The organism is Methyloglobulus sp. (genome assembly GCF_040079455.1).
GTDB lineage: Bacteria > Pseudomonadota > Gammaproteobacteria > Methylococcales > Methylomonadaceae > Methyloglobulus.
This window is the reverse complement of record NZ_JBEBKJ010000019.1, coordinates 1-20,263: the sequence shown is the minus strand read 5'-3', so window position 1 is coordinate 20,263 and position 20,263 is coordinate 1. Positions and strand designations below refer to the sequence as shown.

The window sequence follows — 20,263 nt, the reverse complement described above, 5'->3', positions numbered from 1 at the left end:
GATTTATTGAATAACTCGTAGTTGCTGCTAGGCTTATAGGGTCTTAATAAAGTTTAAGGAATAGAAAAAATGAAAATGTTTAGTCGATCTAGTCATTCATCGCTGTATGCAATGCTGTTTTTAATGCTGACAACGCTTTCATGGTCTAGCCATAGCTACGCTGATCAAAAAGCATCCTCGGTCTACATGATTCATAAAGTTTTCGATGTAGACACACGAACCAGGGTTTCTCGTACTGGAGCTTTAATTTTAGAAGTTGGGCACGATTATATCTTGGTTGAAGCAACACCAAAGGAAAAGCGTGCGATTACAGCCTTGGGGTTAACGCCTGAGTTACCTACTTTCTCGGAAGCTAGGGCGTTGGCTTTTCCCGTTGCCGACTCGGCTTTTCACGATTACGCCGAAATGGTTGCGGAACTCCAGCAAGCGGCTATCGACCATCCAGATATTTTTCAGTTAATAAACATGGGTGTAAGCCAAGAAGGGCGCACTATTTGGGGGGGTAAAATCTCTGATAATGTGGCAAGTGACGAAGATGAACCGGAAGTATTGTTTACCCATCATCAACACGCACGGGAGCATTTGACGGTCGAACAGGCCTTATACACCTTGAAAATGCTGACTGATGAATACAGTGTTGATACTCAAATCACTGCTTTGGTGAATAGCCGTGAAATATGGATGGTGTTTGATATGAATCCCGATGGTGGAGAATATGACATCGCCACAGGTACGTATCAATCTTGGCGCAAAAATCGCCAAATTAATGCGGGTTCTGCATTTGTCGGCACTGATTTAAATCGTAACTGGGATTATCTTTGGGGATGTTGCGGTGGTAGCAGCAGTGTCACAAGCAGTGAAACGTACCGAGGCTCATCGGCATTTTCAGCACCTGAAACCACGGTGGTTCGCAATTTTGTTAACAGTCGGGTCATCAATGGGAAACAGCAAATTTCTGTCGCGATTGATTTTCATACCTATAGTGAGTTAATTCTTTGGCCTTATGGCTATACAACGACCGATGTGCCCGCTGATATGACTTTAGATGACCGCAATACCTTAGCTGCCATGGGGGTTAGTATGGCTGCAACTAACGGTTATACACCTGAGCAAGCAAGCGATCTTTATCTTACTGACGGAACTATAAACGATTGGCTTTATGGTGTGCATGGCATTCTAAACTATACATTTGAAATGTATCCAGCAACTGCCGCACTTGGGGGTTTTTATCCGGCTGATGAAGTAATCCCAGCCGAAACAGCTCGCAACCGGAGTGCTATCTTGTATCTTTTGACCCAAGCTGCTTGCCCCTATAGTTCGATAGGCAAACAAGCTCAATACTGTGATGTGACCACGACAGGGTTTTTTAGCCCCGGCGCACATGTAGCTGTTACCACAGGTGCTGGCGACAATAACGGTTATGGCGCCAACCCCACTAATGCCTATAGCCTGAATGGTCTCTTTGCGGTTGATACTAACAGTGGTACGAACACTAACACCACCTGCACTAATAGTGGTAAAGATAAACATCAATACCTCAACTTCGGTATTAACGTTCCAGCCGGAGCTGTTATAAAAGGTGTTGAGGTTCGTCTAAATGCTAAGGCCGATAGCACAGCAGGAACGCCGAAAGTTTGCGTTGAGCTATCCTGGAACGGCGGTATTAGTTGGACTACTGCTAAAGCTACAGGAACATTGGCTACAGGCAGTAAAACTTATATTTTGGGTGCTCCCATTGATACATGGGGGCGTACTTGGTTTGATACTGAACTGACAAACAGTAACTTCAGAGTCCGTTTAACTAATGTTTCCAGTTCGACGGCGCGCGATTTTTCTCTGGATTGGGTAACGACACGCGTAAGGTATCTACCCTAACCATCCAACAATAAAGACCAGGGAAAGTCTGGTTTTTATGCGCCTAACTTTAGGAAAGCTTTGCTCTTCCTAATCTCTTCTTCAAACGGCAAATGTCCTCTCCCAGTGGGAGAGGACTCAAGGCCTTTCAATTCTGAACGTGCTGCTGCCATACTGCAAGATAATGCTGTTAGGAAGGATTTCTTTGAGCTTTACCGAGCCTTTGATGAGCTGCCCAGTTCGGTATTTAACCATGTCGATAATCACAAAACGATCTTCAGGCTGGTTAGCATAGCTGAACACGTTGATGTTCAGGTTAGGTAAGTTGTTACGGATTTCATAAGGCAATTCATCTACGGCGACTATACCTTGCTTCGGTGGTAGGGTTGCTGGTTTTTCCGCTATCGTTTCTAACATTTCAGGCTTGGGAGCTGTCGTTAGTTTATGAATAGAAAGCTCTTTTTTGACGGGAAGCGGTTTTTTTTCTGAAAGTTGTTTATTTGTGCGTTGAATATCGGCCATTTTATTTGCCTTTATGTGTCCAGTTTCACCACGTTATTGATTATTGGCGGCAAAAACGGCATCCTGATTGTAGAATTCGCCAATCAGTTACAAATCAAGGAGGGATTAAGCAAGCAAGAAGCTATCGAGCAGGCTTCCGCTATCCGGTTAAGACCTATCCTGATGACTGCCGTAGCGATGATTGTAGCGATGCTTCCCCTGCTCATGGCATCTGGCCCAGGAGCAAGCCAGCCGTTTCGACATCGGCCTGGTTATCGCAGGTGGCTTAGGTTGTGGGTACGCTATTTACCTTATTCGTCGTGCCTACTTTTTATTTGTTTCTGGCGAAGAAACATTCCGTGTTTCATGTCCCCGCCGGGCAATAGTTTTAAATCTAAAAAAAATTGATTTGATTTAAAACATGGTTCATGCTAACCAAAAAATTATCTATCAAGATATTGCAGAAGTTCGGCGTAAAGGTGACGTGGCAGCACCTAAATTCTGACACAAATAATCATGGGGAAAAGCAATGAAAAACAATACCAAGAAAATTGTAGCAATCGTATTAATGGCGGGGGCAATCCTGCCTGCCTTGGCTCAGGCAGCTATTCCGGCTATCATGCTTGAAAAAAGCGCAAGTTATGCTCTAAGAGATACCGTACGCGCATTCAGCGTACCAACCACAGATAGCACAGGCAAGGTCAGATATTTTGATGTCATCATAGACCTTAATGTAAATGCTGGGGGAATTATTAGTTCGACAGCCAATGTCCTGGCGACACCTTCACCAGTTATTACCACCAAGGTCATAGTTCCCGGAAATTATAAGGTCACTGGCAGCACGGATACTTGCAAAGTCAATAATATCACGTTGACGAACGGTCGTGTCCAAAGCTTTTTTAAATGCACCAGAGGTACGGCAGTTAACGAATTGTCTGTGGCAAATGGCACTATTTCAGCTGGTCATCCATATTTTGCAGAATTAACCGCAAAAAAAGCCAACTTATATAGCGACGTTGCAACCCAAACCTGGGGACTGACTAATGGTATAACTTTTGCCATAGGTAGTTGTAGTTATTATTACGCAAGCTATGCCGTCGGTGCTAAAACCGACGGAAGTCAAATTGTTTTATCCACTTATTCCAGAGGCGTAGCCCCTTATACTTATACCTGCGGAAATACTTTGGTCAGAGTTCCTTAGGTCTTCAATTAAATGAGTAAGAGGTTATTTAATCTTGATAGGGCGGGTCATGGCTTGGCTATTATCGTTTTTATTGAGAACCGAACAATAAGGCGTTTTCGAATCAGCATAACGACACTTTGTTCGCCAACCATGACGACACCTCCTTAAAAATTAATGTGCTGGCGGGAATTTTCCCGCCAGCCTTTCCATTTTATTTTTTATAGCAAGACTTGCAATGCTCTCTAATCCCGCCGCCAAGCACGATAACGCGGCACTCATTGCAATAATTTTTTTGGTTGATGGTTTTTCCATATAGCCAGAGAGGACTCAAGGCCTTTCAATTCTGAACGTGCTGCTGCCATACTGCAAGACAATGCTGTTAGGAAGAATTTCTTTGAGCTTTACCGAGCCTTTGATGAGCTGCCCAGTTCGGTATTTAACCATGTCGATAATCACAAAACGATCTTCAGGCTGGTTAGCATAGCTGAACACGTTGATGTTCAGGTTAGGTAAGTTGTTACGGATTTCATAAGGCAATTCATCTACGGCGACTATACCTTGCTTCGGTGGTAGGGTTGCTGGTTTTTCCGCTATCGTTTCTAACATTTCAGGCTTGGGAGCTGTCGTTAGTTTATGAATAGAAAGCTCCTTTTTGACGGGAAGCGGTTTTTTTTCTGAAAGTTGTTTATTTGTGCGTTGAATATCGGCCATTTTTTTTGCTTCTTTTTTTGCTTCAACCCATTGGGCAATAGAGGTCGATGCTGGTTCTGGCGGTTTAGGTAACGATTGATTGGGTTCTTCGTTAATCCTATTCTGTGGCTGCGTAACAGGCAGTGGTAAAAGCTGTTTTTCTGAATTGTCCGCTACTACCTTAAACTGCTGTTCCATAGGAGCTTTATGGGTAAAAAACCAGACAAAATAGGCGATAACCAGCAAGTTGCCGATAACGAGTGCAACTATCCACTTTGGCCGTTTTTGTTTGGGTTGTGGTTGGTTAATCAGTATTCTGTCCGTAACAGTATCAGGCTGGATGGTTTGCCTTTGCTGTTCAGATTTTCGGAGAGCGTCGAGAATATATGACATAGTGCGAATCAGTCCTGTTTTAGGTGTGGCGAACCCTTTGCGCCGGTTGCATTATCAAGATGAAAAATAGTCTGAATACCCACTTTACCATCTGGGGTAAGATGATGTGCTTGTTGGAAATTAATGACTCGTGCTTTCAGGCTTACATCAAAAAACTGGGGGTATTGGATTTCCTGGTTTATGCCGTCAACTGCCGTCAACTGTTGACGTAACCATAATACGTTTGCAGATGATTGCCCAGGATAAATCGCCTTCATTGTGGGAGCAGGTGATTGCCAGAGTAATACGTAATACCCATCCCAAAAGCTCAGTACATCGGCTAACGGAAATGTCACGTTGTGGTCGAAGCTCAGGGTAGGTTGACCATCCTTTATGGCTGTTAGTAACGCATAGCGTTTGGTATCTGGAGATAAAGAAAACTCCAACACGACTGGGCGATTGAATGCGATTAGGTCTTTCCAGTTACTTCTGTCGAACAGGCACAACAAACCTGTTTTTTGTGCGTAATTACAGTCTACTTGCTGATTAGCTGGTATTTCTTTGCCCCAAAGTTTAAGGGCGTTAGTTAATCCTGTATTCAAGGTAAGATCTGGATTATCTAACCATGAGCTAAAGGGCTTTGTTTCAATGACAGGTTCATGCGTGGCAATAGTTGGTGAAACCTTGACGGGTATTGGTTGTTTTTGAGCCGCTTTTTCAGGAAACTTGCCGGATAAAATCGTCTTAGATTTGGGTGGTGTTGGGTATGTTATGTCACCGTATACATAAAATAGCCTCGCAGCAAGACAACTTAATGCCAATATGGCTAACAAAGGTTTTAACCGTGATGGTGTGTCGTTAACCCCCAGTGTTTCTTTGGCCGCGCGTTTGATGATAGGCGGAGTGATGATGCGCGTATCAGTTGAGTAGGCTCCCAATAAGGCGCAATGACAAATAATGTTGATGACACGAGGAATGCCTTTGGAGAGTTGAAAGATTTTATTGATGGCACTCTCTGTAAAAAGATAGGGATCACCTTTGCAAACCATGAGCCGATGGCGAATGTACGTGCGGGTTTCATCCAGTGAGAGTGGTAGTAGATGATAGCGGGCGGTAATCCGCTGATTTAGTTGGCGCAGTTCGGACTGGTTTAATAAATCTTTCAGTTCAGGTTGTCCGACCAGAATGATTTGCAGTAACTTTGTTTTGCTGGTTTCAAGGTTGGTCAGCAACCTGATTTGTTCTAACACGTCCATGCTTAGGTTTTGGGCTTCGTCAATGACGATCACCGTGCGCCTACCACTGGCATAGGCGGTGAGTAAATGCAGATTTAAGGCATCAATGAGGGTTTTTAATGTGTGCCAGTTTGGGTCGTAAATAATCTTTAATTCATCACAAATGGTCGCCAATAATTCGGTGGCATTGAGCATGGGATTTAGGATGAGGGCAATATCAATGTGTTTTGGCAGTTGCTGCAATAAACAGTGGCACAATGTGGTTTTACCCGTGCCGACTTCGCCCGTTAAGGCGACAAAGCCGCCGCCGTAATTAATGCCGTACAACAGGTGTGCTAACCCTTCTTGATGACGGGTACTCATAAACATGAAATGCGGGTCTGGCGCTATCGAAAACGGCAGCTCGCTAAAATGAAAGTATTCGTTATACAAAGTTTATATTCGGTGTGCTAGTAAATGAGTTTAATGGCTATTATCGATTGCTTGCGTACGCAAAAACAACAACGTTTCAAGGTTGACATTTGCCAATTTGTACTTTGAATCCTTTAATCTTGTGAGCCAGTATAATTGTAACTCACAACAGTAAGAAGGTCTTAATGTAAGTACCCTATCTATACGATACTAAACAAAACTTTTGTACAAACGCGCTTGTGTACCTAATATCAATATCGATTCATTATCTTGGTTCACACAAAGGTTTTACTGATAGCCCAAAGCTCTCTTGCATTTAAGTCGCAGGTATCCCCTCTTGCCAAAATTTTCTCACGAACGGTGTTGCTATATAGGTTAAATGTTTGATTATTAATGATTATATTTGGCTGCATGGGTGCGACAATTTGCCGCATTCCAAAGGCAGGGAAAAGCTGTTAGGCTATATGCGACTTCTGCGAGTGTTCATATCTTACTAAGTTGCCCCTCGAGTTCTAATGCGGATTGAGGGTTTATAGAAATATACGCTCTTAGTCCGCATCTTTTTCAGGATGTACCGCTGCAAAATAAGTTAGTGGTTTTTATTGATTTAAAGAAGTAAAACTACCATTTTGTAGCGTACCGTGTTTTACACGGAATTATTACAACATATTGATTAATAATTTTTTTATGGTCAATAGCTCTTGACAAAGTAAGTGCTAAGAAAATGGCATCGAATTAAGATCTTGGGGTCAGTTGCTAATTACACCCGATTTTTGTTTGAGAAGAAGTATCGGACATCCAGTGCTGGTATGCCTTCAAAAGTCGATTTTTAAAGCCCATCCGACAGGATAAGGGAATGAAAGCACCGACAACGAAGTGTAGAGATAGTCAGTCGCCGTCCTAAACCTATAAAAACAAACAGTCTGAGTGCATACGTATTTAGAGTGCCGAGTTGTTTTTTAGTGACACTAATAACCGACAAAATCGTTTATTGATGAATACACCTCTGACGTTAGCTCTGCCGATCGTTTTTTCCAGCCTGATGTTGCTGGTAGCCGTCCGTGCATTTGCCAGCGCAGACAATGTAAGCAATGTCGTACAAGCAAGCCAATCTTCCAGCATCCAGATCACCTTATCCAAACAAGCCACAACCGCTATAAGGCTTGGGGCTAGGTATGCGCCGTTAGGGCAAATACCGAAAGCAATCGCTGATAAGACTGGAGCAGTCATCCATTATTCCGTCTTACCCAGCACCGTAACCTTTACTTGTGTCGGTGCAAATGTCAGGTACGTCATGGAATGTCTGCTGGGTTCGCGGATAGATCGAGTATGCCGCAATCCGCAATCTGGTTTGGCTAAGCTAAACGCAGCTAAATCATCAAACACCTTTGTCCATCATAACAAGCGGCCAAGCGGAAGAAATCTGGATATTAGGTTCGCGTTTCGGACGAGAAAGCAAAATGGACAAAGTGTAGTGCTACAAATGGCGCAGCTATTACACGATGATCAATTCGCCGAATTGCGTAAACAGGCGTTATCCATACTGGCCGTTCGTCCTGAGCCAGTCGAAGGACTTAATCAGAGATACCTTAATTTTAACCTTGCAACCGCCTTCTCTTAACTACTGAGATCGTTATGGATAATAAAAATAAAAAACCTAATTACACAAACAAACAAAAAAGCCATCCGGCTTCCGTACTTGCACCGCTCGCCGCCTTATCATCCGCCGCACTGATCTTGCCCGGCTTACTGTATAGCCCTGCACAAGCAGCAGACGAAGACAGCGTGGATTTCCAATACAGCCATTACCAGGAAGGCAAGCGGGCTATTTATGGACTGGTCGAAACGCCGGAACCAAGTGTGCTGCAAGCGTCAAAGTTGCCGCAAAACCTCAATCCAATTGAAGTTGACAGTATCCACGGTAGCGGGCGGTTTACCCTAACTGACCGTATCAAGTTTGCCTTCAATTACACCCAGGACACTTGGTCTGGTGCCACGCCCTTCGGGACTGCACCGGCTGTTTATGGAGTATCTAACCCCAGAGGCGTTAAAGACAGCAAAGGCAATTTTATAGCTGTCGGGGCATCGCCCTATGCCGCTCCGCAACAAGTGCAGAATGTTTTTATCGACAGGAACCTTAATTTTTATTCTCTTGTTAATAACCCGACCTTGGCTCAGCTAATTCAGTTCCTGCCCTGCGAAATAACCAGCTCACCCATGTAATGTCTACAGCATCCCCTGAGACCCGAAAACAAGGCGATTTCAAGTTGAGTTATGAATGGGACGAGGCGGTGCTGGACATTGGCGGCGGTATCTCGGTAGAAAATGATTACGAATCCCGCTTTGCCAACCTGGGTGGGCGCTTTGATTTCAACCAGAAGCAGACTACCGTCAACTGGGGGGTCAGTTACACTAACAGTGATACGTTTGCCACAATAGATCCGGATGCACGAAATTTCTACGACCCAAGCCCTTACTATAATTCCTCGGCAGATTTCGACAATGCTGGCAATATTGTCGTTAAACCGGTTGTGCCAACCGTCCCCGTCGGGTATATCGAAAGTACCTATGCTGCCGATAAAAATAGAGAAATATTACGGACAAACTCTATTTTGCACGGCAACCGTGAGGATTGGGGCAGCCAACTGGGACTAACTCAAGTATTGGGTAAAAATTCCCTCCTTTCCTTAGACCTAGGCTATACCCGTAGCACCGGTTATCTGGCAAACCCTTATAAAGTAGTCTACGCCCACTTCGTCAATTTCAAGCCTGGCCAGGAATTTGTCCTTACCAATCTTGAAGGCCCTGCAGGCGTTCTTGGGTATATTGAAGTTCGCCCCGATGAACGCAACCTGTTTAACTGGCATCTGGGGTATGACCAGTTTATCGAGCCTTTAAATGCCGCCCTGCATTTCGACTACCATTTTGCCCATGACGACTGGAGCATCAATGCCCACACTTTTGAAGCCGACTGGGTGCAACCTTTGGGTGCAGGCTGGACGGTGACCCCGCGTATCCGCTATTACTCGCAATCAGCGGCGGATTTTTATACCAGAGGTATCTTTCAAGTGTTTGAAGGTGTTTTAGACCGTGCTGGCGAACCAATTAGCGGCAAAATGCTCCGTACCTTTCCAAAATACTTCTCCAGCGATCAGCGCTTATCAGGGTTTGGCACTTTAAGCGGCGGGGTGACGGTGAATAAACAATTCGCCAAAGGGATCAGCCTGGAAACCGGCTTTGAATATTACACTCATCAGGGTAGCCTCAAGCTGGGTGGCGGTGGCGAACAGGCTTTTGCCGATTATGATTACTGGGTGGCGAATGCCGCGCTCAAGGTTAATCTGGGTGCGTTGAATACGAGAGGTAGCGGTAATGATGGGCATGGTGGACATCATCAACATAATCATTCCAATTCGCCCGCTGGTGTGATGTTTGATCATGCCTTGCCGAAATCCGGCGATTTTATGGTGGGTTACCGTTATATGCGCAGCGAACAGTCTGGTGATGTGATGCTGGGTAGCCATCCTGCCAGTATCAACACCGTGCGTGCGGACGGTTGCGGTGGCAGAGGGTGCGCGGTCACGCCCAACTTTATGGCGATGAACATGCACATGCTGGACTTGATGGTCGCCCCGACCGATTGGCTCACCCTGATGCTGATGCCGCAGTGGGCAGACATGGAGATGACCATGACTGCCAACCCGAACGTGCATTTTAACACAATACACGGCGATCATCCGACGGGGCATGCCCACCAAACTGGGGGCGTCGGCGTCCTGGGGATATATGCTTTGTTTAAAGTGTTTGATAAGCCCCACCATCACCTTACCTTAAGTTTTGGCGGTACCGCGCCCACGGGCGATGCCGATATTAACTTACGCAAAACCCTGGTCACTCCCGTCGATAACCAGCGCATCCATTACGGGATGCAACTGGGCAGCGGTACCTGGGATTTTAAACCCAGCCTGACGTACATGGGCGAGGTGGACGAATTTCTCTGGGGCGCACAAGCCACAGGGACGGTGCGGCTGGAAGACCATAACGAATCAGGTTTTGCTTTCGGCGACATTTTCCAGGGTAGCGTCTGGGGCGGCTATCATTGGACAAACTGGCTGGCGACCACGGTACGCGGCGTGTACACCTCGCAAGGCAAGGTTCATGGCGCTTATCCTGCTTCAACAGAAATTGATAGTAATACGGGACTTCCTTTTGTCCTCCAACACATTGGTCCCTTCGACTTCCCCGCTAACTATGGCGGCCAGTTTGTCGATTTAGGCCTGGGCGTTAACGTCACCATTCCAAGTGGCGCATTCCAAGGCAACACCTTAAAGTTTGAATGGTTACAACCTGTTCACACTGATTACAACGGTTACCAACTTGATCGTGATTACGGCTTGGCCGTTAGTTGGAGTTATGGATTTTAAGGACAAGGATCAAGCGGTATCGACCCTTGTTGGCAACTAGAGATAGTCAATAACTTAGGAGATAAATCATGAATATTTGTAGACAAGTAACCATTAACGGCATGCAGTGTACTGGTTGCGAAACCATTATTGAAGAAACACTGAGCCATATGCCGGGGATTTATCAAGTTCAGGCAGACTATGCCCACGCTAACGTTAATGTGTGTTTTGATACCTCAAAAACCAGTTTGACAGAAATTGGCCGTCTCATCGCCGCCAAGGGTTACGCGATCAAGTTGCCTTCTAACACCTCCAAAAAGCAGTGTGTCCTTAAGCTTGGGCTGACGATGCTTTTTGTAGGCGGCGTGATCCTGTTAATGCTGTTTTCCAGAGAATTATGGCAGCGCGTTAGCATGCCTGAGATCAATTCACACACCGGTAATGGGATGATATTTGTCGTTGGGCTGATTTCCGGGCTGCATTGCATAGGCATGTGCGGTAATTTCGTGCTTTCATATACTATAAAAGATGTGGAGCAAGGCCGTCCGGCTTACCGGTCTCACCTTCTTTACGGTGCAGGCAAAACCTTGTCTTATGCCCTTTTTGGGGCGCTGTTTGGGATTTTGGGTTCACTATTCACCATCACGCCTTTTATGAGCGGGGTTAGCGCCATTGTTGCGGGATTGTTTTTGATGTTATTCGGCCTGAATATGCTGAATATCTTGTCCCCATTAAAACATATCCGCATCAAACAGCCTGAAGCAATGACACGTTTTGCGATGGCGAAGCGGCGGCAATCGGGCAGCCCTTTTTTCATCGGTTTTTTCTCCGGATTTTTACTGGGTTGCGGCCCCTTACAAGCGATGTATGTTCTGGCAGCAGGCAATGGCAATCCGCTTGAAGGCGCAACCATGTTAACCTTGTTTGGCTTGGGTACATTACCCGCCTTACTGAGTTTTGGCTGGTTGGCGCGGAAACTATCGAGTGCTGCCACACACTACTTTATGCGGGTATCGGCCATCGTTTTGATTATTATGGGTGTGATGATGTTGGACAAGGGTTTAGTACGCACCGAATCCGGTTACAATTTTAAATCAATCCTTCATAAAGCCTTGCCCACGTATTTTCCTGATGAATCCCGAATAGACGCAGCCAAACACCACTCGTGCCATTAATGAAGATGAGCGACATACCGTCTTAACTGATGTTACGAACCCACTACCAAAAGGCATATCATTTTGGGATCGAAAAAGAAAAGCTAGAGTTATACACGGACTACCTGCTATGCAATTACAAACTGTTAGCTTATATCAACGAACATAGTACTACTTGGACAATAAGGGAGGCCCAACATGACCTCATATGGAGCGATATTTGTGTAAAGCGATTGAAGCAAGTGAAGAAGCGTCCAGTTTTAGTTGACCATCACAGATTAGAATGAAGGGCATAAGCAGTTGATTCTGCTTATGGTTCGACATGGCTTCCCTGCGTGCGCTGAAGGACTCAAACAAACATAATCAACGAGTTACTCGTTCATCCTTATCTTGAATCAGAGATTCCTTGATTTCCTTATTCCAAGTAGCATAATAGAACGGGTGGTCGAGCCTGCTCAACACAAAAACTGCACAAGCCACCTATTTAAGTAAACCATAGCTTGGGTGGACTGTACGTCCGTACGGAGGATGAAGTGGATCAATGGAGCGACTTGTAAGTTGGATAGATTGGGTAGGGCAAAGCGTAACTCATCAGGTCGGCAATTGATTATGATGGGGTTCTAAGAGCTAACAGGCTATAACTAACATTTAGGGAGGGGGTAGCTAGAAATCCCACTTTTTAGTGTCGATTAGGCGCACAAATTTTCGTTTCCATGCTTCAATATTGGAATCATAAAATTTCAGAATAAGATTCTGTTGCCACAAATACATTAGGTAACCTCTAATAATTCAAAAAGCTCCTTCTCCCTTTTTGGGAGAAGGTTGGGATGAGGGCTTTAAAATCAAGTGGTTATTTCCCTCACCCTAGCCCTCTCCCAGAGGGAGAGGGGATTATTAGAGATCCCTATTATGCAATTGTTAGTAAATGAATAAAAAATATAAGGTGTGAGCATAACAATATGATTATCAACGGCGTAACTATCGACGCAACTTTTGCCGAAGCTTTTCCTATGAAAGCAACCCGGGCGATTATCACAGCCATTAATGAGAAATGGGCGATGATTGCCGCCCAAACCATGACGGGTTTTGCCACGTCAGTAATCATGTGTGGCTGCGAAGCAGGTATTGACAGGATTCTGGATTCTTCAGAAACGCCAGATGGTCGTCCAGGTGTGGCAGTCATGATTTTTGCTATGGGCGGCAAAGGCTTGGCTAAACAGTTAGAAACCAGGGCTGGGCAGTGCGTGCTGACCTCTCCAACTTCGGCTTTGTTTGCCGGAATTGAGAGCGCTACTAAAATTCCGCTCGGTAAAAACTTGCGTTACTTTGGCGATGGGTTTCAGATTGCTAAAGTTATCGCTGGAAAGCGGTATTGGCGTGTGCCGGTAATGGATGGCGAATTCTTAACTGAAGCTACCACAGGGCAAGTTGAAGCCATTGGCGGTGGTAACTTCTTGGTGTTGGGGCAATCTCAAGCGCAAGTGTTAACGGCGTGTGAAGCTGCGATAGAGGTTATGAACAAAATACCCAATGTGATTATGCCGTTTCCAGGGGGTGTGGTGCGATCAGGTTCCAAAGTGGGTTCCAAATACACCACATTAAACGCCTCAACCAACGATGCTTTTTGCCCGACCTTAAAAGGTGCGACCAAAACCGAACTTTCGCCTGACATCGAAGCAGTTATGGAAATTGTGATTGATGGTTTAAGCAAAGAAGATATTGATAAAGCCATGCGAGCAGGTATTCAAGCTGTTTGTAACCTAGGCGCAGCCAACGGTATTAAACGCATTAGTGCCGGAAATTATGGTGGTAAGCTGGGACCTTTCCACTTCCATTTGCAGGAGATTATGGCATGAGTGCATTGACTTTTACATTGAAAATCCAGCCCAAGCAACGTGTTGATATGTCACCTTTAGTGCCTCTTAACTTATTAGGCAAAACGGCAAATGAAATCGCTGCGATAGCTTTGCAATGTGGCAAACAACAAATTCCAGCAGGTGATTTGTTCACTATTTCAGGTGACGATACGCAGACTATTGTCATAAACAACAGCTATGACAAACTGGATTTTATCGGTAAAGAATTGAATGGCGGTAGTATTACCGTAAACGGCGATGTGGGGGCTTATCTCGGCATGGGCATGAAATCCGGCGAAATAAAAGTTTCCGGCAATGTAGGATTATATGCCGCTTGCGAAATGAAAAAAGGCTATCTGGAAATTTCCGGCAGTGTCGGCGATTTTCTCGGTGCTGCGCTTCCTGGCAACAAGATGGGCATGAAGGGTGGCACTATTCTCGTTAAAGGCAATGTCGGTGAACGCGCAGGAGATCACATGCGGCGCGGTACTATCCTAATTGAAGGCAATGCAGGTGATTATTGCGGTTCGCGTATGACAGCAGGAACCATTGCCGTCATGGGTAACACGGGGCGATATTTAGGTTATGCCATGCGTCGCGGTACGTTATTACTATGGAATAAACCTCAACTACCAGCCAGTTTTAATGACTGCGGGGCGCATACGCTGGGTTTTCTGCCATTATTATTTGCGTCATTTAAAAGTAGTAACTCTAAATTTTCCGATCCAATCGTCGCATTCAGCCGAGTCCAACGTTATGCGGGTGATATGTCGGAAATGGGGCGAGGGGAGGTGTTGGTTAAATTATAAATTGCCGCTGAGTTGCTATTTGAAGAGCAATAGTGATTTCGCGCGAAAACTACAAGAAATTTGCAATTCGCTTAATGCTCTATCTTCAATTATTTTGAGTTAGTCAACTGCAAACAGAACATTAAAGGAAGTTTATGATTGGAATCAACCAGTATTGAACCGACAAGACCTTGCTTCATTGCCCAAGCTTGCATCACATATACGCTGAGCAAGCTTGGATATTTTGAATTCGATCTTGGTGGTCTTTTGGCAAGTATCTAGCCTGTGATAAGCGAGACGAGGCCACACCATCCGTCGAAAAATGATTTTAATTAAGGCACATATTATAGTCTTTTTATGAACATCTATGCTTGGAGCATTATCCTTGAACCGCTAGTCCTCTTACCCCTGTACATTTTTAGCTTGTATACACCAAGTTACGTTAAAATAATCGTCACTGTTAACATCTATAGGGCGTTCTTATGATCAAAAAAATACTTCCTATTCTGGCAACTACGTTAGCACTCACTGCTTGCGCTACTAGCCCTACTGGCAGAAGCCAGTTCATTTTCATGCCTGACACGCAAATCAACCAGATGGGTTTACAGGCATTTGATACCTTAAAAAGAGATAAAAAACTCAGCTATAACAGCCAATATAATCAAGCAACCACTTGTATTGCAAACGCCATCACGCGGATAGTGGGCGGCAGTTGGGAAGTCGTGGTATTTGAGGACACCAGCCCGAATGCCTTCGCGCTGCCCGGCAATAAAATCGGCGTGCATACCGGAATGCTGCAATTGGTCGATAATCAGGAGCAATTGGCTGCTGTTATTGGTCATGAAATCGGCCACGTAATGGCTAAGCATAGCAATGAACGGGCTTCACAAGAAATGGCGATGAGCCAAGGACTGAACATTTTGCAAGCCCTCGCGATGCCGTCATCCCCTTTGGGTCAGCTCGGTTTCGGGCTGTTGGGAGTCGGTGCGGAATATGGCGTACTTAAACCTTATGGTCGTACTCAGGAAAGCGAAGCCGATATAATTGGCGTAGATTTGATGGCTAAAGCGGGTTTTGATCCACGGTTTAGCGTCTCGTTATGGCAGAAAATGGCACAAGCTACTCAAGGGAAGCAAACGGTGGAATTCATGTCCACCCATCCCTCGCACGCTACCCGCATCCAAGACTTGGAACAGCATATGCAGCAAGCAATGGGGCTGTATCAACAAGCTCAAGCTATGGGTAAACAACCGCACTGTATCTGAAATGAATCCAGGTTTAGCACTTTGCCACCCGTATCCCTTTGAAAAACTGGCTCGACTTAAGCAGGGTATAACTGCGCCGAAAGACAAAGCGCACATCAGCTTATCCATCGGTGAGCCAACGCACCCAACCCCAGCATTTATCCAGGATGCGCTCTTTGAACACATCAAAGGACTTGGTACTTACCCAACCACCAAAGGCATTCCCGCATTAAGGCAGGCCATTGCCGATTGGTTGAGTTTTCGTTTCAAAATCCCGCGTGAGGTGATTGATCCCGAAACCCAGATTTTGCCCGTAAGTGGCACACGCGAAGCCTTGTTTTCGATAGCGCAGTGTGTGGTTGATGCTTCAGCAAAGCCTATAATCATCATGCCGAACCCTTTCTACCAGATTTATGAAGGCGCGGCATTATTGTCGGGAGCAGTACCTTACTTTCTGAACACCACCGAATCTTCCGGTTATCTGCCTGATTTTGACTCCGTACCGGAAGAAATATGGCTGCGTTGCCAGTTAATTTATATTTGTTCCCCAGGCAATCCTAGCGGTGCTGTCATGCCACAAGTAAACCAGGAAAAGCTAGTTCGGCTGGCTGAAAAATACGATTTCATCATCGCCTCGGATGAATGTTACAGCGAACTTTATGATGACGAAGACAAGCCGCCCGTGGGCTTGCTGCAAACCGCTTGTGCAATGGGCAATACCGCGTTCAAACGTTGCTTGGTTTTCCATAGCTTATCCAAGCGGTCTAATGCGCCGGGCTTGCGTTCTGGCTTTGTTGCGGGTGATGCGGAAATTTTACAGTCTTATTTTCAATATCGTACGTATCAGGGCTGCGCCATGCCATTGCCCACGCAACATGCCAGTATTCGTGCTTGGCAGGATGAAGCCCACGTTATCGAAAATCGCGAATTGTACCGTGCCAAATTCGCTGCTTTTATCGACATACTTAGCAATGTCTGCGATATTAGTAAACCAGAGGCCAGCTTTTATATATGGCTAAAGACAAACTTATCTGACGACCTACAAGGTCAGAGAGAGTACAGCAAGTTGTCTGGAGCAACTGCCGATACCGAATTCGCCCAACAACTTTTTGCTAAAGAAAACATTACGGTTTTACCCGGCAGTTACTTATCCCGTGAATTCGCTAATATTAACCCTGGTCAAAATTACGTTCGTATAGCATTGGTTGCGCCATTAGCTGACTGTGTCGAAGCCGCACATCGAATCAAAAATTTCATCAACACCTTAAACTAAAAGTAACAACCATGACTGAACTAGAAAACATCATCAACAACGCCTTTGAACAACGCGCCGACATCACACCCACCAATGCCAGCGCAGAAGTCCGCAATGCGGTAAATGAAGCCCTGACCTTACTCGATACAGGCAAAGCCCGCGTCGCCGAAAAAATCAACGGCGACTGGGTAACCAACCAATGGCTGAAAAAAGCTGTGTTGCTATCTTTCCGCATCAACGAAAACCGCCTGATGGACGGCGGCAACACCCGTTATTACGATAAGGTCGAATGTAAATTCTCTAACTATTCTGAAGAAGACTTCGCCAAAGCCGGTGTCCGTGTCGTACCTAATGCGGTTGCTCGCCGTGGTTCTTATATTGCACCCGGCGCAATCCTGATGCCTTCGTATGTCAATATCGGCGCGTATGTCGATAGCGGCACGATGGTGGATACCTGGGTGACGGTGGGTTCTTGCGCTCAAATCGGCAAAAATGTCCATCTTTCCGGCGGTGTCGGTATCGGCGGGGTTTTGGAACCTTTGCAAGCAGGCCCGACCATCATCGGAGACAATTGCTTTATCGGTGCACGTTCAGAAGTCGTCGAAGGCGTTATCGTTGAAGACGGTTGCGTTATTTCAATGGGCGTTTATATTGGGCAAAGCACCAAAATCTTCAACCGCATGACGAGTGAAGTCACTTATGGCCGCATTCCCGCCGGCTCAGTCGTCGTCTCCGGCAACCTGCCTTCTTCTGATGGCAAATACAGCCTGTATTGTGCAGTGATTATCAAGCAAGTTGATGAAAGGACACGTAGCAAAACGGGTATTAATGAATTGTTGCGGGATTAAACAACAAATTTAGACAATGATTTCGAGATGACAGATGAGATAAAAATTAGTAGAGATAAGTTGACCGAGTGGGCTGATTCATTAATTCACATGAACCATCATGGAACGCTTGTCCAAAGAGAAATAGCTGCGGGCAATCTTGATCGTGCTTCTCATCTTTCAGAACGAGCAAGGAAAAGAGCTTGGAAAATGCTTGATGAGATGTTTGGGTATGGCGCTGAAAAACCAATCGGATATTGTGAACCCGAAGAAAAAACCATTAACTAATTAGAGAAATATATGAGCCAAAACCTAAGCAACAATGCCATCATCTACGCGACCCTTGCCCTTAACAGCGAAATCGCACTGCAACAAGAGTATTTAGAATCAAGCGAAGTTCCCGAAGATGAGCGGGAAAATGAGGAGGAAATTCTTGAAGACTTACAGCAAGCTTTTATGGAATTCGTCGATCTGTATAAAATTCGCTGTAAATCCGACAAAGAACTGCCTGATATTGACGAATTGCTGAACAGCCAGTTGTAATTATGGCTGTGCTTTATGGCATAAAAAACTGCGATACCGTCAAAAAAGCGCGTGGCTGGCTGGACAATAACGGTATCGCTTATCAGTTCCACGATTATCGTGCCGATGGATTAACAGCAGAACAGCTTCAACATTTTGCTGCTGATTTGGGCTGGGAAACCATGCTTAACCGCAGCAGCACCAGTTGGCGGCAACTGAGTGCCGAGCAACAAGCTGATCTCACAGAAGAAAAAGCTTTGCAGCTTATGCTGGGAATTCCTACCCTGATTAAACGACCTATCTTAGATACCGGCAGTGAACTCTTGATCGGTTTTAAACCAGACATCTACCAAGCCAAGTTAACATGAGCAACACCCTGGAACTCCTTAAAGACCTTATCCGCCGTCCTTCGGTCACTCCCCTGGATGAAGGCTGTCAAGATGTGCTGACAGATCGCCTCAAACCATTAGGGTTTAGTGAAGAACGCCTTGATTTTGTCGATACGCAAAATCTCTGGCTACGTAAAGGAACTGCAAAACCGTTGTTCGTATTCTTAGGACATACGGATGTTGTACCGACCGGCTCTTTGGATGCCTGGGTTTCGCCGCCGTTTGAACCAACTATCCGTGACGGCAAGCTATACGGTCGTGGTGCCGCTGATATGAAAGGCGGTATTGCAGCCTTCGTAACCGCTATTGAACGCTTTGTTGCCAAGCATCCTCATCATCAAGGATCAATTGCGGTAATGATGACCAGCGATGAAGAAGGCATAGCCACCAATGGTGTCGTTAAAGTTGTGGAGGTTTTGGAAGCCCGACACGAAAAAATTGACTGGTGTTTAGTCGGTGAGCCGTCCAGTGACAAAAAAATCGGCGATGTAATTCGCGTAGGTCGACGTGGTTCTCTATGTGCCAAACTAACGATCCAAGGCATTCAAGGTCATGTCGCTTATCCTGAACTTGCCAATAATCCCATCCATAATTTTGCTCCTGCGTTAAAGGAATTAACGGAAGAAGTTTGGGATCAAGGCAATCACAACTTCCCACCAACCAGCTTGCAAGTCTCCAATATTCATTCAGGTACGGGGGCGGAGAACATCATCCCCGGCAACGTGGAAGTACAATTTAATCTACGTTTTTCCACGGAATTAGATGAGCACATCATCAAACAACGCACTCACGCTATTCTGGATAAACACGGATTTAGCTATGATATGCAATGGCGCTTGTCCGGCAATCCCTTCCTGACTAAACGTGGCGAACTGATTGAAGCCGCCCATGCTGCTATCAAAACCATCACTGGCTATGAAACCAAAGACGACACGGGCGGCGGCACGTCAGATGGCCGTTTTATCGCCCCAACTGGCGCACAAGTCATCGAGCTTGGACCGATTAATGAAAGTATCCATAAAATCAACGAACATATTGATCTGAACGATCTTGAAGTGCTGTCAGCCATCTACGAACAAATACTCATTAATTTACTGACATAATTATTAAAACGTGGAAACGCAATATTTTGCGTCTCCATTGCTACATATCCAGGGCAATTTCGACAATCTACTTTGTTTGCTGCGTTGAGGTACGAAACCCAGCAACATAAAGTTAGCGGGGATTATCGGCTCAACCACAGGCTAACTATCCCTTTCATACCCCTCTTTCAACGCTGAAAAAAATGACTGCCCCGCATTGTTCAAGACGTAATGTCCGCGACTATTTATAAACATAAGTTCCCCCGATATCAGGTTGTTTTTTATTTCAACATCAATATTTTTACCCACACAAAGTTTACAAGTATGCAAAATGTCGATATATCGCTCTTCTTCCATTGCCGCATTCAAGTCTTCCAGTTTAATGCCAGCACGATAATCTGTAATGGTCAACTAAAACCGGACACTTTTTTAGGCGGCATTCCTATCAAAATCCCTCACAAATTCCAACGGGGTTTGACAGCCTAGTTTTGAGTGTG

20 protein-coding genes are annotated in these 20,263 nt (G+C 45.4%); 16 read left to right on the top strand and 4 right to left on the bottom strand.

The window, feature by feature from the left end; all coding sequences use genetic code 11:
• The first annotated feature begins 69 nt into the window (after window positions 1–69).
• Window positions 70–1,875, top strand: a complete 1,806-nt coding sequence (locus ABL924_RS06385; RefSeq protein WP_349026242.1) for a M14 family metallopeptidase — start codon at window positions 70–72, stop codon at window positions 1,873–1,875.
• A gap of 117 nt (window positions 1,876–1,992) precedes the next feature.
• On the opposite strand, the gene ABL924_RS06380 is transcribed toward ABL924_RS06385, so the two are convergent.
• Window positions 1,993–2,376, bottom strand: a complete 384-nt coding sequence (locus ABL924_RS06380; protein ID WP_349026241.1) for a general secretion pathway protein GspB — start codon at window positions 2,374–2,376, stop codon at window positions 1,993–1,995.
• A 15-nt stretch (window positions 2,377–2,391) separates the two neighbouring features.
• Here ABL924_RS06380 and ABL924_RS06375 point away from each other — a divergent pair, with 15 nt between their 5' ends.
• Window positions 2,392–2,763, top strand: coding sequence for an efflux RND transporter permease subunit (locus ABL924_RS06375; protein ID WP_349026240.1), 372 nt, complete (start codon window positions 2,392–2,394; stop codon window positions 2,761–2,763).
• A gap of 121 nt (window positions 2,764–2,884) precedes the next feature.
• The gene (locus ABL924_RS06370) at window positions 2,885–3,556 is read left to right on the top strand and encodes a hypothetical protein (RefSeq protein ID WP_349026239.1); all 672 of its coding nucleotides are present in this window, start codon (window positions 2,885–2,887) and stop codon (window positions 3,554–3,556) included.
• A 309-nt stretch (window positions 3,557–3,865) separates the two neighbouring features.
• On the opposite strand, the gene ABL924_RS06365 is transcribed toward ABL924_RS06370, so the two are convergent.
• Window positions 3,866–4,621 carry a general secretion pathway protein GspB gene (locus ABL924_RS06365; protein WP_349026238.1) on the bottom strand — a complete coding sequence of 252 codons (756 nt, stop codon included), beginning with the start codon at window positions 4,619–4,621 and terminating at the stop codon, window positions 3,866–3,868.
• 8 nt (window positions 4,622–4,629) lie between these two features.
• Window positions 4,630–6,267: an AAA family ATPase gene (locus ABL924_RS06360; RefSeq protein WP_349026237.1), complete on the bottom strand. Its 1,638-nt coding sequence runs from the start codon at window positions 6,265–6,267 to the stop codon at window positions 4,630–4,632.
• A 973-nt stretch (window positions 6,268–7,240) separates the two neighbouring features.
• Here ABL924_RS06360 and ABL924_RS06355 point away from each other — a divergent pair.
• From ABL924_RS06355 to dapE, 13 genes are all read left to right on the top strand, one after another.
• The gene (locus ABL924_RS06355; protein ID WP_349026236.1) at window positions 7,241–7,867 is read left to right on the top strand and encodes a hypothetical protein; all 627 of its coding nucleotides are present in this window, start codon (window positions 7,241–7,243) and stop codon (window positions 7,865–7,867) included.
• Between the two features lie 14 nt (window positions 7,868–7,881).
• Entirely contained in the window at window positions 7,882–8,469 is a 588-nt protein-coding gene (locus ABL924_RS06350) for a DUF3570 domain-containing protein (RefSeq protein WP_349026235.1), read from the top strand.
• Entirely contained in the window at window positions 8,469–10,670 is a 2,202-nt protein-coding gene (locus ABL924_RS06345) for a DUF3570 domain-containing protein (RefSeq protein WP_349026234.1), read from the top strand. Before ABL924_RS06350 ends, ABL924_RS06345 begins: the two co-directional genes overlap by 1 nt.
• 68 nt (window positions 10,671–10,738) lie before the next feature.
• The gene (locus ABL924_RS06340) at window positions 10,739–11,824 is read left to right on the top strand and encodes a sulfite exporter TauE/SafE family protein (protein WP_349026233.1); all 1,086 of its coding nucleotides are present in this window, start codon (window positions 10,739–10,741) and stop codon (window positions 11,822–11,824) included.
• Window positions 11,825–12,762: 938 nt separating this feature from the next.
• Complete coding sequence (fhcD, locus tag ABL924_RS06335; RefSeq protein ID WP_349026232.1) at window positions 12,763–13,659, top strand: formylmethanofuran--tetrahydromethanopterin N-formyltransferase; 897 nt, start codon at window positions 12,763–12,765, stop codon at window positions 13,657–13,659.
• Window positions 13,656–14,468: a formylmethanofuran dehydrogenase subunit C gene (locus ABL924_RS06330; RefSeq protein ID WP_349026231.1), complete on the top strand. Its 813-nt coding sequence runs from the start codon at window positions 13,656–13,658 to the stop codon at window positions 14,466–14,468. The genes fhcD and ABL924_RS06330 overlap by 4 nt, the downstream gene beginning before the upstream one ends.
• A 461-nt stretch (window positions 14,469–14,929) precedes the next feature.
• Window positions 14,930–15,712 (top strand): M48 family metallopeptidase, encoded by a 783-nt coding sequence (locus ABL924_RS06325; RefSeq protein ID WP_349026230.1) that lies wholly within the window; start codon window positions 14,930–14,932, stop codon window positions 15,710–15,712.
• A 1-nt stretch (window position 15,713) separates the two neighbouring features.
• Window positions 15,714–16,964 carry a succinyldiaminopimelate transaminase gene (dapC, locus tag ABL924_RS06320; RefSeq protein ID WP_349026229.1) on the top strand — a complete coding sequence of 417 codons (1,251 nt, stop codon included), beginning with the start codon at window positions 15,714–15,716 and terminating at the stop codon, window positions 16,962–16,964.
• A gap of 11 nt (window positions 16,965–16,975) precedes the next feature.
• A complete protein-coding gene (gene dapD, locus ABL924_RS06315) occupies window positions 16,976–17,794 on the top strand; it encodes a 2,3,4,5-tetrahydropyridine-2,6-dicarboxylate N-succinyltransferase (RefSeq protein WP_349026228.1) in 819 nt (272 codons plus the stop codon).
• A 27-nt stretch (window positions 17,795–17,821) separates the two neighbouring features.
• Window positions 17,822–18,061 carry a hypothetical protein gene (locus ABL924_RS06310; RefSeq protein ID WP_349026227.1) on the top strand — a complete coding sequence of 80 codons (240 nt, stop codon included), beginning with the start codon at window positions 17,822–17,824 and terminating at the stop codon, window positions 18,059–18,061.
• Window positions 18,062–18,073: 12 nt separating this feature from the next.
• Window positions 18,074–18,316 carry a hypothetical protein gene (locus tag ABL924_RS06305; RefSeq protein WP_349026226.1) on the top strand — a complete coding sequence of 81 codons (243 nt, stop codon included), beginning with the start codon at window positions 18,074–18,076 and terminating at the stop codon, window positions 18,314–18,316.
• Window positions 18,317–18,318: 2 nt separating this feature from the next.
• Entirely contained in the window at window positions 18,319–18,663 is a 345-nt protein-coding gene (locus ABL924_RS06300; protein WP_349026225.1) for an ArsC family reductase, read from the top strand.
• Window positions 18,660–19,787 (top strand): succinyl-diaminopimelate desuccinylase, encoded by a 1,128-nt coding sequence (gene dapE / locus ABL924_RS06295; RefSeq protein ID WP_349026224.1) that lies wholly within the window; start codon window positions 18,660–18,662, stop codon window positions 19,785–19,787. The genes ABL924_RS06300 and dapE overlap by 4 nt, the downstream gene beginning before the upstream one ends.
• A gap of 141 nt (window positions 19,788–19,928) precedes the next feature.
• On the opposite strand, the gene ABL924_RS06290 is transcribed toward dapE, so the two are convergent.
• Window positions 19,929–20,177 carry a hypothetical protein gene (locus ABL924_RS06290; protein WP_349026223.1) on the bottom strand — a complete coding sequence of 83 codons (249 nt, stop codon included), beginning with the start codon at window positions 20,175–20,177 and terminating at the stop codon, window positions 19,929–19,931.
• Window positions 20,178–20,263: the final 86 nt, after the last annotated feature.

Coding starts and splice junctions, on each gene's coding strand:
- ABL924_RS06385 (WP_349026242.1), top strand. CDS start 70: ATGAAAATGTTTAGTCGATCTAGTCATTCATCGCTGTATGCAATGCTG.
- ABL924_RS06380 (WP_349026241.1), bottom strand. CDS start 2,376: ATGGCCGATATTCAACGCACAAATAAACAACTTTCAGAAAAAAAACCG.
- ABL924_RS06370 (WP_349026239.1), top strand. CDS start 2,885: ATGAAAAACAATACCAAGAAAATTGTAGCAATCGTATTAATGGCGGGG.
- ABL924_RS06365 (WP_349026238.1), bottom strand. CDS start 4,621: ATGTCATATATTCTCGACGCTCTCCGAAAATCTGAACAGCAAAGGCAA.
- ABL924_RS06355 (WP_349026236.1), top strand. CDS start 7,241: ATGAATACACCTCTGACGTTAGCTCTGCCGATCGTTTTTTCCAGCCTG.
- ABL924_RS06350 (WP_349026235.1), top strand. CDS start 7,882: ATGGATAATAAAAATAAAAAACCTAATTACACAAACAAACAAAAAAGC.
- ABL924_RS06345 (WP_349026234.1), top strand. CDS start 8,469: ATGTCTACAGCATCCCCTGAGACCCGAAAACAAGGCGATTTCAAGTTG.
- ABL924_RS06340 (WP_349026233.1), top strand. CDS start 10,739: ATGAATATTTGTAGACAAGTAACCATTAACGGCATGCAGTGTACTGGT.
- fhcD (WP_349026232.1), top strand. CDS start 12,763: ATGATTATCAACGGCGTAACTATCGACGCAACTTTTGCCGAAGCTTTT.
- ABL924_RS06330 (WP_349026231.1), top strand. CDS start 13,656: ATGAGTGCATTGACTTTTACATTGAAAATCCAGCCCAAGCAACGTGTT.
- ABL924_RS06325 (WP_349026230.1), top strand. CDS start 14,930: ATGATCAAAAAAATACTTCCTATTCTGGCAACTACGTTAGCACTCACT.
- dapC (WP_349026229.1), top strand. CDS start 15,714: ATGAATCCAGGTTTAGCACTTTGCCACCCGTATCCCTTTGAAAAACTG.
- dapD (WP_349026228.1), top strand. CDS start 16,976: ATGACTGAACTAGAAAACATCATCAACAACGCCTTTGAACAACGCGCC.
- ABL924_RS06310 (WP_349026227.1), top strand. CDS start 17,822: ATGACAGATGAGATAAAAATTAGTAGAGATAAGTTGACCGAGTGGGCT.
- ABL924_RS06305 (WP_349026226.1), top strand. CDS start 18,074: ATGAGCCAAAACCTAAGCAACAATGCCATCATCTACGCGACCCTTGCC.
- ABL924_RS06300 (WP_349026225.1), top strand. CDS start 18,319: ATGGCTGTGCTTTATGGCATAAAAAACTGCGATACCGTCAAAAAAGCG.
- dapE (WP_349026224.1), top strand. CDS start 18,660: ATGAGCAACACCCTGGAACTCCTTAAAGACCTTATCCGCCGTCCTTCG.